Origin of the sequence: Deinococcus indicus (assembly GCF_002198095.1) — a bacterium.
Classification (GTDB): Bacteria; Deinococcota; Deinococci; order Deinococcales; family Deinococcaceae; genus Deinococcus; species Deinococcus caeni.
On record NZ_NHMK01000023.1, the window covers coordinates 33,455 to 47,933 of the forward strand.

The 14,479-nt window shown below is 63.6% G+C and carries 9 protein-coding genes; 4 read left to right on the plus strand and 5 right to left on the minus strand.

Annotation, left to right across the window (positions count from 1 at the left end; genetic code table 11):
• The first annotated feature begins 50 nt into the window (after positions 1–50).
• From CBQ26_RS15130 to CBQ26_RS15140, 3 genes are read left to right on the plus strand one after another with little or no spacing between them, the layout of a single operon-like run.
• Positions 51–212: a type I restriction enzyme endonuclease domain-containing protein gene (locus CBQ26_RS15130; protein ID WP_088249476.1), complete on the plus strand. Its 162-nt coding sequence runs from the start codon at positions 51–53 to the stop codon at positions 210–212.
• Between the two features lie 54 nt (positions 213–266).
• Entirely contained in the window at positions 267–3,482 is a 3,216-nt protein-coding gene (locus CBQ26_RS15135) for an eCIS core domain-containing protein (protein ID WP_088249477.1), read from the plus strand.
• Positions 3,482–3,790: a hypothetical protein gene (locus tag CBQ26_RS15140; protein ID WP_088249478.1), complete on the plus strand. Its 309-nt coding sequence runs from the start codon at positions 3,482–3,484 to the stop codon at positions 3,788–3,790. Before CBQ26_RS15135 ends, CBQ26_RS15140 begins: the two co-directional genes overlap by 1 nt.
• A gap of 311 nt (positions 3,791–4,101) precedes the next feature.
• Here the strand turns inward: CBQ26_RS15140 and CBQ26_RS15145 are convergent, their stop codons facing one another.
• Positions 4,102–5,655: a hypothetical protein gene (locus CBQ26_RS15145; RefSeq protein ID WP_143342166.1), complete on the minus strand. Its 1,554-nt coding sequence runs from the start codon at positions 5,653–5,655 to the stop codon at positions 4,102–4,104.
• A gap of 487 nt (positions 5,656–6,142) precedes the next feature.
• Between CBQ26_RS15145 and CBQ26_RS15150 the strand changes: the two genes are divergently transcribed.
• Positions 6,143–6,859 (plus strand): hypothetical protein, encoded by a 717-nt coding sequence (locus CBQ26_RS15150; RefSeq protein ID WP_143342167.1) that lies wholly within the window; start codon positions 6,143–6,145, stop codon positions 6,857–6,859.
• Between the two features lie 93 nt (positions 6,860–6,952).
• On the opposite strand, the gene CBQ26_RS22895 is transcribed toward CBQ26_RS15150, so the two are convergent.
• The 4 genes from CBQ26_RS22895 to CBQ26_RS15170 all read right to left on the minus strand — a co-directional run bounded on the left by CBQ26_RS22895 (position 6,953) and on the right by CBQ26_RS15170 (position 14,269).
• The gene (locus tag CBQ26_RS22895; RefSeq protein ID WP_088249481.1) at positions 6,953–7,186 is read right to left on the minus strand and encodes a M15 family metallopeptidase; all 234 of its coding nucleotides are present in this window, start codon (positions 7,184–7,186) and stop codon (positions 6,953–6,955) included.
• Positions 7,183–8,367, minus strand: coding sequence for a hypothetical protein (locus CBQ26_RS15160; RefSeq protein ID WP_088249482.1), 1,185 nt, complete (start codon positions 8,365–8,367; stop codon positions 7,183–7,185). The genes CBQ26_RS22895 and CBQ26_RS15160 overlap by 4 nt, the downstream gene beginning before the upstream one ends.
• Positions 8,368–8,570: 203 nt before the next feature.
• Positions 8,571–12,092 (minus strand): alpha/beta fold hydrolase, encoded by a 3,522-nt coding sequence (locus CBQ26_RS15165; protein WP_088249483.1) that lies wholly within the window; start codon positions 12,090–12,092, stop codon positions 8,571–8,573.
• Between the two features lie 56 nt (positions 12,093–12,148).
• On the minus strand, positions 12,149–14,269 hold the full coding sequence (locus CBQ26_RS15170; protein WP_088249484.1) for a WD40 repeat domain-containing protein: 2,121 nt from the start codon (positions 14,267–14,269) through the stop codon (positions 12,149–12,151).
• Between the last annotated feature and the right edge of the window lie 210 nt (positions 14,270–14,479).

Here is a 14,479-nt window from a genome sequence, read left to right on the forward strand (position 1 = left end):
GACGCAACACGCAAAGATTTCAGTTCAGATAGCTCTATTCCCTCAAACGAGTGACCGTCGACTGGCACCTGCGGGAACAGGCCCGCGCGAACCTGCGCCGGATGGTCAAACGGGTGCTGCGCAAGCACGGGTACCCGCCAGACAAGCAGGAGACCGCCAGCCGCACCGTGATCGAGCAGGCCGAGCTGTTCGCCCAGCACGCCGCCGACTGAGCGGCCGGGCAAATAAGCTCACCTCACGGTCAGTTGTGGGGTAGCCTGCCGGGCATGACCGAGCGTGTCCACCAGCTCCAGCGGAAAGCGGGCCTGCCCCGGCGCGCCGCCCAGGCGGAACTGCCGTCAGCCGCCGAGTCCCTGGACACCCAGGCCCGCGCTCTGCAGCGGCACACCACCCGCCCGCAGACCGCCCAGCGGCAGGTGGCGGCGCCCGCGCTGCGCGCCGCCGCCCTGGACAGGCAGGAACAGGCCCGCCTGGAGGGCCAGCGGGGTCTCCTGCAGCGGCAGGTCGACGCACTCGGCCCTGTCGCCCCCCTGCAACGCCAGCCGCAGCCGGAGGTTCCAGCCCGGCCCGCAACGCCCGGTGACTGGGTGACGGTCATGCGCGCCCGCGCCGAGGAGGTGCAGGGGCAGCCGCTGGACGCCCGCGCCCACGCGCAGTTCACGGCGTTGCAACGGCAGGTGGCCCAGACGCTCGCGCAGGGCTTCCGGACGGACCGTGGCGAGCCAGCAGCCCGGTACGCCGCGTACGGGACGCACCTCGCCACCCTGCAACGGCACGCCGTGAGTGCCCCGGTATCCCGTGTGATGCTGGGCCTGGTTTCCCCGGCGGAACGCCTGCCGTTGCAGCGCGCGGCCGACGAGGCGCTGCAACGCTTCCAGGCCCAGGACCGGGCCGCCCTGAACTTCGACACCCTGCAGACCCTTCAGAGGCAACTGGCTGAACTGGACGCCGAGGCCACCCAGCCCGTCCTACAACGAATCCAGGCCAAGCGTGGGGGCGGCAATCCCCTCCCGGAAGCGGTCCAGCGTCACTTGGAGCAGGGCCTGAACCACGACCTGAGCCGCGTGCGGATCCATGACGATGCGGAAGCGGACAAGCTGGCCAAGGGAGTGAACGCGATCGCGTTCACGACGGGCATGGACATCTTCTTCCAGGCGGGGCGGTTCAATCCGAATACGAGGGGCGGTTTGGAACTGCTGGCGCACGAGGTCACGCACACCGTGCAGCAGAGTCGAGGCAAGGTCGGCCCAGGCGTCGACCCGGACGCCGGCCTGGAAAGCGAAGCGCAGACCATGGGGGCGCGCCTGGCGGCCCGGATGCCTGCGGTGGACCGACCCGCGACCAGTCGGCGCCGCACACGTCCCGCATTCACACCGACCACGACGTTTCAACGGCGGGCAGCCGGCACACCTGCTCTCCAGGCACCGCCACTCGTCAGCGTCGGCCGGGTCGGCATCATCAAGCACTCCGACGGCGCAAACCTCCGCGAGCAACCCAATCCACAGGCCAGGAAGGTGACCCCCAGTCCGGTGCCTGTCGGCACGAAAGTCGGCGTGATCAGCCAGACCTCGGACGGCTGGAGTCGCGTTTCCCTGCCGTCCGGTCTGAACGGCTGGTTGCAGACCGTTCGCGTCACGACCGACCTGCCGGACCCGGGTTCCCGGCTCATCCGGGTGGCGGAGCAGAGCACGGCCATCGGTGTGGCAGAGCGGTACTACCGACCACTGATCCGTCCAGGGCAGGACCTGCGGTACTACGTGAACGTCCTTGAGCAGGTAAACCGCCAGCGGGGGACGGGCGCCTTCCAGTCGGGTCAGGCCCTCAAGGCGGGGAGTCTGCTCTGGATTCCCGGCGCGGCGTACGCGCAGACGCTGGCAGGCACCGTTCAGTCCGGATCCATCACTGGGGGCGCACTGGCGCGAGTGAACACCGCCATGGGGCAAAGTCCAGGCGCGAACATCATGCGCTCCGTCCTGGAATCACCTCAGTACGTGAAGGAAGTGCTCGGCGAGGCGTGGGAGACCGTCAAACAGCACTGGCCCGTGATTCTGGCGACGACCACCGCGCTGATCGGGGCGGAACTGCTGGTGGGGGCACTGGCAGCTGCGCCCGAACCCACGACCATCACGAAATTCCTGGCGGTGGGCCTCCAGGGCATCATCACCGTCATTGCGGGTGCCGGGGCGGTCGCCTCCGGCATGGCGGCCTTGAAGGCTGGGGGGACGTGGTTGCGGACTGCCTGGACGTCCAAGGGCAATGCCACGCAGATCAAGGTGGCCGCCAAAGCGTTCCTGACGATGATCGCGCAGGCCGTGCTGGCCGTCGCCAGCGCCGCTGGAGTGCGTGCCAGCGCGGGGAGAACGACCGCGCTGCGTGGCCTGTATACCCAAGAGCAACTGGTCGCCCAGATCGGCAACAAGGCCACGTATCAGGCGCTGATGGATACCCTGGTCGCCCGGGGCGTCAAGAACAACAATGCCCAGATCCTCGGCAACCTCCTGAAGAAAGTACCGAACCCGGCTGAACTGAAAGGCTTCCTCGTGAAGACCGACAGTCCCACCGAGCTCCTCAGCGCCCTGAATGACTACCCACTCACCAGTTTCCGCATCACGCTTCAAAGCGTCGACCGGGTCAAGGTGAGCACGCTGATCACCCTGATGAAGAAGGTGCCAGATCCTCTCGAACTCAAACTGTTCCTGAAGAAGACGGGCAACCCGGGAGAACTCCTCTCCCTGATCAACACCTACTCCGCGGCGGCCGTGCGAGCGGGTCTGCGAGAAATCGACGGTGTCAGCATCAAACCGCAGTTCGCGCTCCGTCTCCTGCGCATCAAACTCAAGGAACCGATCCCGACACGCCGCATGACCCCAGCACAGGCGGAGTTCCTCAACAAGCCGCTGCCACGACTTCCCGTGAATCCGACGGACGCCCAGAAAAAGGCCTATCAAGCTGAGATGAACGCGAGAGGGGCCGTACTGGACAGCTTCTATCAAGGAAGGCAGCCCACGACACTGAAGAACGCCACGCCCGGACAACTGGCCAAGGATCAGGCGCTCGGTTTGGAGTACAAGGCACTACTGGACGACATCCTGAAAGACGCTCAATACGTGTACCGCGCGATGCACAGCGACGACCTGAAGTACTACACGGCCGCCGGGAAGATCGAACGGCCTGGCTACATGACCAATGTCATGCCCCAGGACGCGAACGAGATTGCTTACCTCGCCCAGATCGAAGGGCGCTGGTACACGAAGTCAGAAGGGCTGCCCGATATCGTGCTGAAAATCCCGATCAGCGCTCTGGAGCAGCGGATCGTTCCCCGGATCTCCGGGAACAACCAGTTACTCCTCGGCCATGAACTGACGACCGCGGCGTACCCGACGGCCGGGAAAGGCGGCGCACTGCAATTCCTCGGCACGACCTCGACCTTCGATCCGAGCTGGGTCATTCCGCTCAAAGCTGTGAATCCCGGGAGACGCTGATGACTGAATCCTATGCCCACTACGCAACGACCGTTGCGGCCATCATCCTGGCCGACCTCTACCAGGAACTTGAAGAGCAACCCAGCGACCTGACCCTCCGGGTGGACGCCGCGTTCCCGTCGGCAGCTGATCAGCTGAGCGTTCCCTCACCTGCCCGGACACAACTACTCCGTCTGACGCATGAAGTGCTTGAGATTTTCCTCCGCAAGACAGACTGGGAGGAGTATCACGCCCTCCTGACAGGCCCGCATGCCCAGTTGATTGATCCACAGGTCATGCTGAACAAACGCATGGCCCAGATCATCTGACCGGCACGCTGGTAGTTGGCTGGAACTAAACTGTGTTGGCGAATTCAGGCAAGGACATCAGGAACTCCTGCTCATCGGCCGCTATCAGTCGCCAGGAGCCAAGCAACCCTGATTTCGGAATTCGCCAATCCAGTCCTCAAACGCGCTGACGCCTCGTCAAGGAACAGAGCACCATTCCAGTCTCAGATTTATAAGACTCACCTTGACGCCTATCTCCCTGCCCCCGGAAGCTCCAGGGAAGTTGTCCATCAGACAATGCACGGTCTGAGCAGCGTGGACCTGGAGAGAGTCTCTTGCTCAAAACCCGACCGTCACGCACTCGCCTTCAGCTGGTCGTAGCGGCTCATGAGCTCGAAGGCCTTGAGCTCCTGGCCGTTGCTCAGGTGGTACAGGGTCACGCTACCGTTGCGGGTGGGGGTCTGGCTGGTCCGGGCGATAGTGATCACCTCGCCGCCACTGCGAGCCTGCCAGCGTGCGCCCACGCTGTATCCGTCGGTCGGAGCCACGTCGGCTACGACCTCCAGCGGCGCAGCCGGATCGAGAGACGCCCCGTTCGGAACGACGGCCACGGAGCCCTGCCCGGCAGTTCCGTGCCGGATCTGCGCGCCGATCTCCTGGTCGAGGTGCCGGATGATGTACGTCCAGGGGTTATCCGCACCCGCTTCGAGGCGGGCGGTAGCGATGATCTGCCCGGCGCGCTCCGGGCGGATGCGGGTCACCCAGTCCTGCCGGGAACCGGCCTTCAGGCCAGGGGGGGTCTCGCTCATCAGGGCCGTCAACTTCTTCGGGCCTCCCAGGGCGGGCGTGAGCACCCGGCGGGTGCTCTCCGGGTCGTGCGGGGCCAGATCAGGGTCGGAGGGGCCTTCCTGGGCTTCCTGTGCGCCGCGCGAGGCCGCCGGGCCGCCCGGAACCTCTTGCACTTCAGTGACCGTTTCCGGTTCCTGCGTGGCCGGAGCCTGATTCCCGAACAGGAAGTCCAGTTCCGTGTCCGTGATGGCCGCGTCAGCGGCCTCGCCGTCAGGCGACACCACTGCCACCTCGGCGACGGGTGTGCTCAGGCCCCCGAGGGCTTCTCGCGCAGCGACCGTGGTGGTGACCGGCGCGGTGGTCGGTTCGGCCACGGGCGCGGTGGGTTCTGCAGGCGTGTGCGCGCGCGCGTCACTAGGAACGTTGTGTTCACCACCTGAGAAAGATTCCAGGGAAAGATCCCTGTGAAGGAACCCTGTGGTATTGCTGCTCCCTTTTGTCCGCGTGCATTCGGACAATTGTCCGGATGGAGACTCCACTCTGTCCTCCTGCATCCGGACAATTGTCCGAATGGAAGTGGCCGCCGTGTCCTGATCGGCTGGGCCGCTGTTTTCCGGGCGACCCGGTCCCGGACCTTCGGGGGGAAGATCGTCGGACGGGCCGGGCTCGATGTCGGGGAGGCTGGCCCGGGCGGCCGCCCAGGCGTCCACGGCCGCCTGCACCTTCCCGCGCATGAACAGCCACTGCTTCTTCTTGTCCCAGCGCTTGTGTGGGTTGTCGCGGACCTTGAGGAAGCCCTGCTCGACCAGGCTGTCGAGCTTGCGGCGGACGCTCTTGACCTCGGCGACGCCGAGGATCTCGGCGGCCCACTGCTCGCCGCTCATGAAGACCCACAGGCCCTCGTCGGCGTGCTCGGGTTCACCTGCGTCGCGGGAGACGCGGTTGCGGTGGCGGGACTGTTCGCGTTCCTTGAGCTTGTAGCGGTACCAGCGTTCGTTGGCGTTCAGGAGGAGTGCTTTGGTGCTGTCGCCGTCGCAGATGGCGAGGTAGGACTCGCGCAGGGCGAGGGTGCGGCTGCCGGTGGGCTGGCTGACGATGACCAGGTCTTCGGTGCTCATGAAGGTGCTCCAACGCATCCTGGGGTATGACGTCCCTGCCCGGTCCGTTGACCGGGCGTGCTCAGACGCGTATCCTGAGCACAGGCCGATGCCTGCGGATCTCCCAATCCGCACAACACTTCGAGTTGTGACTTGCGTACACCCTCTGCGAACAACGGCTTGCCGGCCGCGCGGGGGGTGTTCCCATTGGTCAGATGCTTCGGTGACCTCCGGGGTGCATGCAGCATAGCGTGAATTGTGTCCTGGCGTGCCACGGATCCCGAAGGCCAGGGAGGCGACAAAGCGAACGATGCGACCATCAGTGTGACGCCCCGTCCCAGCGTGACGCCGGTTCCCCGTGAGGGCGTACGGTGAAGGAGCCTCAGCCTCACTGTTCTGGCCGGCAGGACGGTTCGCAGGCGGCGCGCACGGGAGGGAAGCGATGCACAGAGCCACGGGGTGGGCAACAGCAGGCACACGGGGAACCTGGCGGGGGAGGAGGTGGCTTGTGATGGTGGCCGCCTCTGTGCTGGGACTGGCAGAGGCGGGAGGCGGGGGGCCGCCGACCGCCTCGCCGTTCGTCCTGACGTTCAGGCTGGACGAGGCCGCGTGGGAGGGGGAGGAGCGGACGCCGTGGAAGGTGGCGGGGACGACGGTCCGGGCGCGCGTGGGTTGGGACGAAGACGATCAGGGGTCCGGGACGCCGGTCGGCGCGGCGGTGACGGTCAGGAACTCGTCGGTCCGGCTCGCGCTGCCGGACCGTCTGGATGACCCCCTGCTCACGACTGTACCTGACCTTCCCTTGTTCGCAGCCGGATGTGGCACGGCCACGTACAGCCTGAGCGACCCGCGTGCCCGCGTGGCGCAGGCGGATCTCGTTGCGACGTACCGTGAGGGGGGTGTGGTCCAGTCGGTGGGACTCGTCCACTGGCTGGAGGAACGCACTTCAGGCAGCAGTTCGATCGCTGAGTACAGTGAGAGCGTCACGTCTGTCCTGATCTATGCCGACCGGCCGGTGGCGCTGAAGTACCGGGCCGCGTGCGAGAGTTCGAGGGAAGAGCCAGAGTTCTGGTACACCAGTTCCAGCGAGTACGACCTCGATCTTCGCCTTCAGCGGGGGTGGAACACGCTGGCAGTGAGTGTGGACGCGTCGAGTGCCCGTGATTATGACCGGACCAGTCTGACGGTCCGGAACTCGTCGCTCAGAGGGTACTGGACGCCGTAGTTCAGCCGGCTGTTGAAAACAGGTGCTCGTTTTGCAATTCGAAGGCGTTCATTCAGTTGTATATGACAAGCGCTTCCGCCCCCTTCACCTGCCCTACCTGTTCTGGCAGGCGTCCGCGCCGGTGAGTTCGGGGCGGTATTTGAAGTGCATGGTGTCGTGGTGGTACCAGCGGCCGCCCCAGATCCAGCCGTGCCGTTCGAACACCTGCACCAACTTCAGTGGGAACGCGTTTATGAACCGGCGGCACGCTGGATGAAGGGGATGCGTGGTGGCCGGGCGCACACCGGTCTTCAAGGACCAGCGGTCGGATCTGCGGTGGGTTGTCATTTTCCCATTGGGTGTCCGTTGGGTGAGGAACGCTCAAAGTTATCTCGCGTCAGTTGGCCGTCCTTCGTGAAAAACCGGACGGGAGGCGCCTCGTCGCTGATCATTTTTTTGGATTCATATGTCTGGCGCAGCCGTTGAAGGTCGGTCGGACCTTTATTCCCATGGTTCTTCCCATTGTCATAGAGAAAGAGCGAGTCATCGGGGGCCGTGTGGTCGAGGATGTGTGCCAGACACTGCTCGCGCCGACCCTTCAGACGGGCTTTGCGCGCTGGCTCGCACGTGGCGCATAGGTCGTACAGGTACACCCCGAGGAGGGCCAGCCGGACGGCAGAGTGATTCTGGCGTTCGTATGGCGCGGCCAGGAAGCGACTCACCCGCCGGCATTGGGCGCGCAGGAACTCGCCGCGCGGATCTTGATCCTTCAGCAGCTGGCAGAATGATAGCCAGTCAAGTAGGTCCGGGCGGGATTTATCCAGGGTTGAATCGATCATTAACAGGCCAAGCTGCGTGATGGTTTCGCGCCAGATAACCGTGCCCTCCCTGGTGCTCGGCGAATACCCACCGCTGGCAAACACCGGCTCGATTTTCTCCTCGAAAAAGAAGATCAATGGGTCGTGGGCGATGGGGTGTTCCCAATCGGTGATTCGCCGATAGCGCCGGTAGGCCCCGAAAAACCGGAACATCCGGAACATGGTGGTGTCCCGCTTGTTCGATTCCGGGTCGTCAACGGTCATCTTTTCTGGTGACCAGGGCGCCACATGGCCGTCCGGATTCAATCCCTGAAGAATTTCCACGATTCTTGGTACAAGAGCTTGGGCCGTGTCCAGGACGGAACGGCGGAGCATCTCGTATTTCGCTTCATTCTCTGAGGATGCCCGGAATTGAGCGAATTCCTGCTGCATCTTGAATTCAAATCTCTTCAGGTTTTCACTGATGATTTGTTGGTTGGCCTGATTGTCTCTGCTGTATGCCTGTTTGACGACTTCCAAGCTCCGGGCATGCCAAGCTGTGAAGGTCGAACCGATCGTAGCGGCAATCAGGGCGGCAAAGACTTGCGGACTGAGGAGCGTAGCGATCCACTCCTCGTTCTTACTTCTCTGCTCTGGAGAGAAGAGAAGCACGACCGCGATTAGCAGGAGAACCAAGAACAGCACGCTGGACACCTGGGCCACTTTTTGCATGACGCTGCTCCTGAACGTGCACCGTTTCAGCCGAGAACTGCCCAGCCGGCTGAAGAACGGGGAACAAGTGAAAGGCCTGTGACGGGTCGACCTCCTGATCTTTAACGGCGTAAATCCGCATCACCTGTGCTGACATGCAGGTCGTCCTGACCAGCGTCCTTTCAGGAAGGAGGAGTGATGAGCAATGTCAACTTACGCCGGTATCAATAGCTATTGCTCGGGTACCCAGCCTCCGCCTGGGCAGGCTGCGGCACTGGCGGTTCCAGGGCGTTCCTGAGCGCTTCAAGTCCGACGGTCGTGCGGAAATAGCTCATGTGATCGCAGTTGATCGGTTCGACCTTGACCGGCGCAGGGTGCCGCTCAGCGGGCAGGTTCATGGCGCTCGCCACGCTCACGGCGATGTCATTCTGCTGACCCACGAAGATCGTCTCCGTCCCCAGTTTCCGCGCCAGTTTCTCCAGAAGTGGTCGCTTCTGTGCATCCAACAGCGCGTCCCCGACGATCAGGACGTAAGGAACTCCTGGATCCGCCGTCGCCGACAGAGAGGTCAGGATTCCTGAACCCGGCTGCATCTCGTCCAGATTCTGATCCACCTTCTCGATCAATCCCAGGAGACCTGTGATGGCCGTAACCGGCCAGGCGGTCGTGCCGAGCAAGTTCAGGCCGGCCGCGACCGCGGTCGAAGCCCAGGCCTGCACGCTGGTCCAGGGCGAGCCTCCGTTGGGCGTCCCGAGCATCACGAGCTTCCCGACCACCTGCTGACCACCGAGTTGCTCGATGAAATAGCGCGTCACCAATCCGCCCATTGAGTGCGCCACCACGTGCAGCGTCTTCCCGTGACCCGCCGTGAGCCCAACTTTCTCCATGGCAGCTTTCAGATCCGCCGCGTTCTTGGCGATCCCGTCATTCAGGCTCTCGTAGTCGAAGGCCAGCACGAGATCGTAGGGCCGGGCAAGATTCAGCAGCGGTGACGTCAGGGAACGAGCCAGGCTTTCGCTGTCCCCGATGATCCCGTGCACGAACAGTAGGATGCGGTCCGCCTTCGTGACGAGGTCGGTGACCCCGTGCGGCTCACTGAAGGACAAGCGACCGTCCTGCAGCTTCACGGCACGGAGCAGGGGGTAGGGGTACTCGAGGCCGAATTTCGTGGCGACGAATTTGGTGAACAGGATACGGACGGCGCTCACCAGACTGCGCTCGTTGATCGGGGAAGGCAACCGCTCCAGGTTGACCGTCACGCCACCACCTTTCTCGGCCGCCTCGTTCCTGCCGACCCCCAGGGGAAGGTACATCTGCGTCTCGCTGTCCCAGCCGGTCGCCAACACGTGCTGCCCCTTCTCAAGGCTCATACCTGTGACGCGGAGGGTGAGAGGCTGCTCCCGGGTGACGGCTTCCGGGTTTTCTATGCTGTGCAGCTCGAGAGCAGCGAGAGCGGCCTCGCCGTTCCTGGAAGTCGAGAACGACCAGGGCTGCCAGATGTCCGGCTCCTGGACGAGCGCCAGCGCCGGCGGGAGTGCGGGGCTGTTCAGGTCACGGGCGGCCTGAGGGATGGAGGTCAGGCTGGCCTGACCTCGTAGGGAAGGGTGCCCGTCGAGCGTGACATTCGGGGTCAGGGCAACCGAAGCGCCGGCCTGCGGTAAGGGTTGACCCGCGAGTGGCCGCACGACCGTGATCCTGAGGTCGGCGACGAGCCAGTCGGCGAAGTGGCTGCGGCCTAATTTTCGAGAACCTGCACTGCGCATCAACCACGCAAGGCTTCTGTCCCACGATCCTTGACGACGCGGGTCTTCGTCTCTCCCCTTGTGGAGCCGCGCTGCCCGCACGTCAAGTTCTGGCTGCGTCATCAGCGTGGAATCGAACTCGTCGGTGGACACGATCAACTTCACCCGGTCGTGCACCTCGGTGATGCCCTGGGTGTACCAGTCATCCTGCACTAAACTCTGGATCGGCTGGTCGTCAAGTGCCCACACCTCCTCGCCTTTATCGAGCCACTTGCCCTGGAGAAGCTCGTTGGTTATCTCGTAACTTTCGTCGAGGTACAACAAGGCACAGTAGAGCTTTTCACCACTCTTGTTCTTGAGGCGGATCTTGAATTCCGGTGCCTTACCGGGATCGTCATCCCGGTATCTGAGGTGCAACTCGTTTACAGGCGCTACAGGATCGGGACGCACGTCGGTGGGATTCGGCGTGAGTGGCGGGCCAGTGACAAGGAAGGCTTCCATCGTCACACTTCCAGCGAGCCGACTGGTGGGGTTCTCGAGGTTCATGGTGAGCTGCCAGCGCGCCATGTGCTCCAGCCGCGCCACAACCTCCCGCGCACTCGCCTCTGTGAGCCCCTCGATCTCAGAAACCAGTCTGTTCACGTGCGGCTCCGCACTCAACCGCGCCAGAGTGAAGGTCCCGTTCTCCGCGCTCACACGGAAGCTCGCCTCCGCCTCGCTCTTCACCTCCCGGACGAAGAGGGACGCTTCCCCCGCCCCACGGGCGTTCTCGATTGCCGCTCGCAGGAATTCCGCGCCCGCTCCCCCATCGGAATCTCTGATCCACACGCCGAGCGCGGAAACCGGCTGGCTCGTGACGACCGCCCTGTACGTGAGCGCCGGGTCTGGAGCTGTTTCTGGCGGAAACGCGACCGAGACGGCCGAGAGGTGCGGCATCACCCGTGTGACCGTGGCGGTGCCGAGCGACGCTGAAAGATCGGTCCATGTACCGGGTTCGCGGTCCAGTGCGAACACGGCCAGGGTCGTCGTATCGACGTCGGAGTTCATCCGCACGTGGTGTACCGCGCCGCCGTCGATCACCCAGCCGTGGTCAGGGTGATGGAACAACGTGAAATACGAGCCCTTTGCCGGTAGCTTCCCGCCGAGGAAACCCTCCTCAAAGCTGGCTCCGCCGACCACCTCGAGCTGTGGCGTCTGCCGTTTCACCAGGCTGAGAACGTTCGTGCTGGCCCGCTTGATCAGGTCGCGGTACGTCGCGAACTGCCCGACGCTCTCCAGGGCACCCAGCAGGGCTGCCGAGAACGCCCCCCGGTGCTTCCCGTCGACGTCAACCTCCTTGGCCGTCTCACTCGAGAGGCACGCGGCGAGAAGCACGTGCTTCCCGTACTGGAGTTCAGCCCAACCACTGCCGGAAGCCCGTGAGGTGACCGGCTGTCGGCTGTCCGCTGCGTGCTGCTGGGGAAAGGTCGGCGCCAGTGGGGGGCGGTCGTCGAAGGGGGCCTGCCGGACGGTGAGCCCGTCCTCGTAGAGATTGCGCGTGCCGCTGCCGGAATGGCAGCAGTCCAGCACGACGCAGACATGGCCAGCCTTGTCGGCGACCTGTCTGATGAGTTCCGCGAGTTCCTTGTCAGCGAGGTCACGCTTGCCGGGGTCGCGGCTGTCATACAGGACCAGGGTCTCGTCGCGGCCGTCGGGCTCGAGGGCGAGGTGCTCGGGGGCGGTAGGCCGCTGGGCCCCATGGCCGCTGTAGTAGAAGAGAACGGCATCGTCAGAGCCGGCCTGGCCGAGGTGCTCACGAAAACCGTCGACGGTAGCTTGGTAAGTGGCCTGACCATCTTCTAGAACAAGGGCGTGGAGATCAAATGCTGAGGAGTCCTGCGCACGCTCCTGCAGGTACTCGTGTATGGCCTGGATATCGTTCCTGCAGCCCCTGAGAGGGGGAACTGTGGGGTAGGCGTATGCGTCGATACCAACGAGCAGGGCGTAAACCTTGGCAGTCGTCATTGGATGACCTCCGAAATTGGTGCGAGCAGAGCGGCCGGAGGGAGGAAATTACCGGGCTACGGGGGACACTGTGCAGCTTGTGGATATTGCCGCAGGGAGAACTCTTCGCACTCCTGGCTTGTGAACGAACGGTTGGCAATCAGGTTGGCGCGGGCGCGCCAAGCCTCAACGGATGTGTCCCAAACAGACAATTGGGAACCGTCTGTAGTGATAGCTAGCCGTGTTGAGTCTGGGCTAAACACGAACGCACTGAGTTTTTTGATGGGCTGTCCGATTGGCTCGAGGGTGGGAAGACGCCGCAACGTAAATTCGCCAGCGGAGGACCGAGTGGCCAGGTGTGGGGAGTCCGGGCTGAACTCGAACCCGCTGACCCCCTGGATGGGCTGTCCGATCGGCTCGAGGCTGGGAAGACGCCGCAACGTAAATTCGCCAGCGAAGGACTGAGTGGCCAGGTGTAGGGAGTCCGGGCTGAACTCGTATGCGCGGACATCTTGGATGGGCTGTCCGATCGGCTCGAGGCTGGGAAGACGCCGCAACGTAAATTCGCCAGCGAAGGACTGAGTGGCCAGGTGTAGAGAGTCCGGGCTGAACTCGAACCCGCTGACCCCCTGGATGGGCTGTCCGATCGGCTCGAGGCTGGGAAGACGCCGCAACGTAAATTCGCCAGCGAAGGACCAAGTGGCCAGGTGTGGGGAGTCCGGGCTGAACTCGAATCCGCTGACCCCCTGGATGGGCTGTCCGATCGGCTCGAGGCTGGGAAGACGCCGCAACGTAAATTCGTCAGCGAAGGACCGAGTGGCCAGGTGTAGAGAGTCCGGGCTGAACTCGAACCCGCTGACCCCCTGGATGGGCTGTCCGATCGTCTCGAGGTTGGGAAGACGCCGCAACGTAAATTCGTCAGCGAAGGACCGAGTGGCCAGGTGTAGAGAGTCCGGGCTGAACTCGAACCCGCCGACCCCCTGGATGGGCTGTCCGATCGGCTCGAGGCTGGGAAGACGCCGCAACGTAAATTCGCCAGTGGAGGACCAAGTGGCCAGGTGTAGGGAGTCCGGGCTGAACTCGAACCCGCCGACCCCCTGGATGGGCCGTCCGATCGTCTCGAGGCTGGGAAGGCGTTGCAACGTAAATTCGCCAGTGGAGGACCAAGTGGTCAGGTGTGGGGAGTCTGGGCTGAACTCGAACCCGCCGACCCCCTGGATGGGCTGTCCGATCGGCTCGAGGGTGGAAAGGCGCCGCAACGTAAATTCGCCAGTGGAGGACCAAGTGGCCAGGTGTAGGGAGTCCGGGCTGAACCCGAACCTGTCGACCCCCTGGATGGGCTTTCCGATCGGCTCGAGGCTGGGAAGGCGCCGCAACGTAAATTCGCCAGCGGAGGAGCGAGTGGCCAGGTGTAGGGAGTCCGGGCTGAACTCGTATTCGCGGACATCTTGGATGGGCTGTCCGATCGGCTCGAGGCTGGGAAGGCGCCGCAACGTGAATTCGTCAATGACGGACCGAGTGGCCAGGTGTAGGGAGTCCGGGCTGAACCCGAACCTGTCGACCCCCTGGATGAGCTGTCCGATCGGTTCGAGGCTGGGAAGACGCCGCAACGTAAATTCGCCAGCGGAGGAGCGAGTGGCCAGGTGTAGGGAGTCCGGGCTGAACTCGAACCCGCCGACCCCCTGGATGGGCCGTCCGATCGTCTCGAGGCTGGGAAGGCGTTGCAACGTAAATACGTCAATGACGGACCGAGTGGCTAGGTGTAGGGAGTCTGGGTTGATCCCTTGGATGGGCTGTCCGATCGGCTCGAGGCTGGGAAGGCGCCGCAACGTAAATTCGCCAGTGGAGGACCAAGTGGCCAGGTGTAGGGAGTCCGGGCTGAACTCGAACCCGCCGACCCCCTGGATGGGCTTTCCGATCGGCTCGAGGGTGGAAAGGCGCCGCAACGTAAATTCGCCAGTGGAGGACCAAGTGGCCAGGTGTGGGGAGTCCGGGCTGAACTCGAACCCGCTGACCCCCTGGATGGGCTGTCCGATCGGCTCGAGGCTGGAAAGGCGCCGCAACGTAAATTCGCCAGCGGAGGAGCGAGTGGCCAGGTGTAGGGAGTCCGGGCTGAACTCGTATTCGCGGACATCTTGGATGGGCTGTCCGATCGGCTCGAGGCTGGGAAAGCGCCGCAGGGTAGCAATGCGGGCCATACGATCACTAAATGTGAGAATATACTTTGAGTTCAGGCTAAAAGAAGCTGAAATAATGTCTTCTTTATAAATTAGCTGCTCCAGCGGGGGAGAGCCATATAGAGGTTGCATTGCGTTAAATAGAGCACTCTGCGTCTCGAGCGTATCGTAGAGCTTGTTCGCGGAGCTCAGCAGCAGCAGTCCCAGTTGGCCACGACGCCCACCGATGTT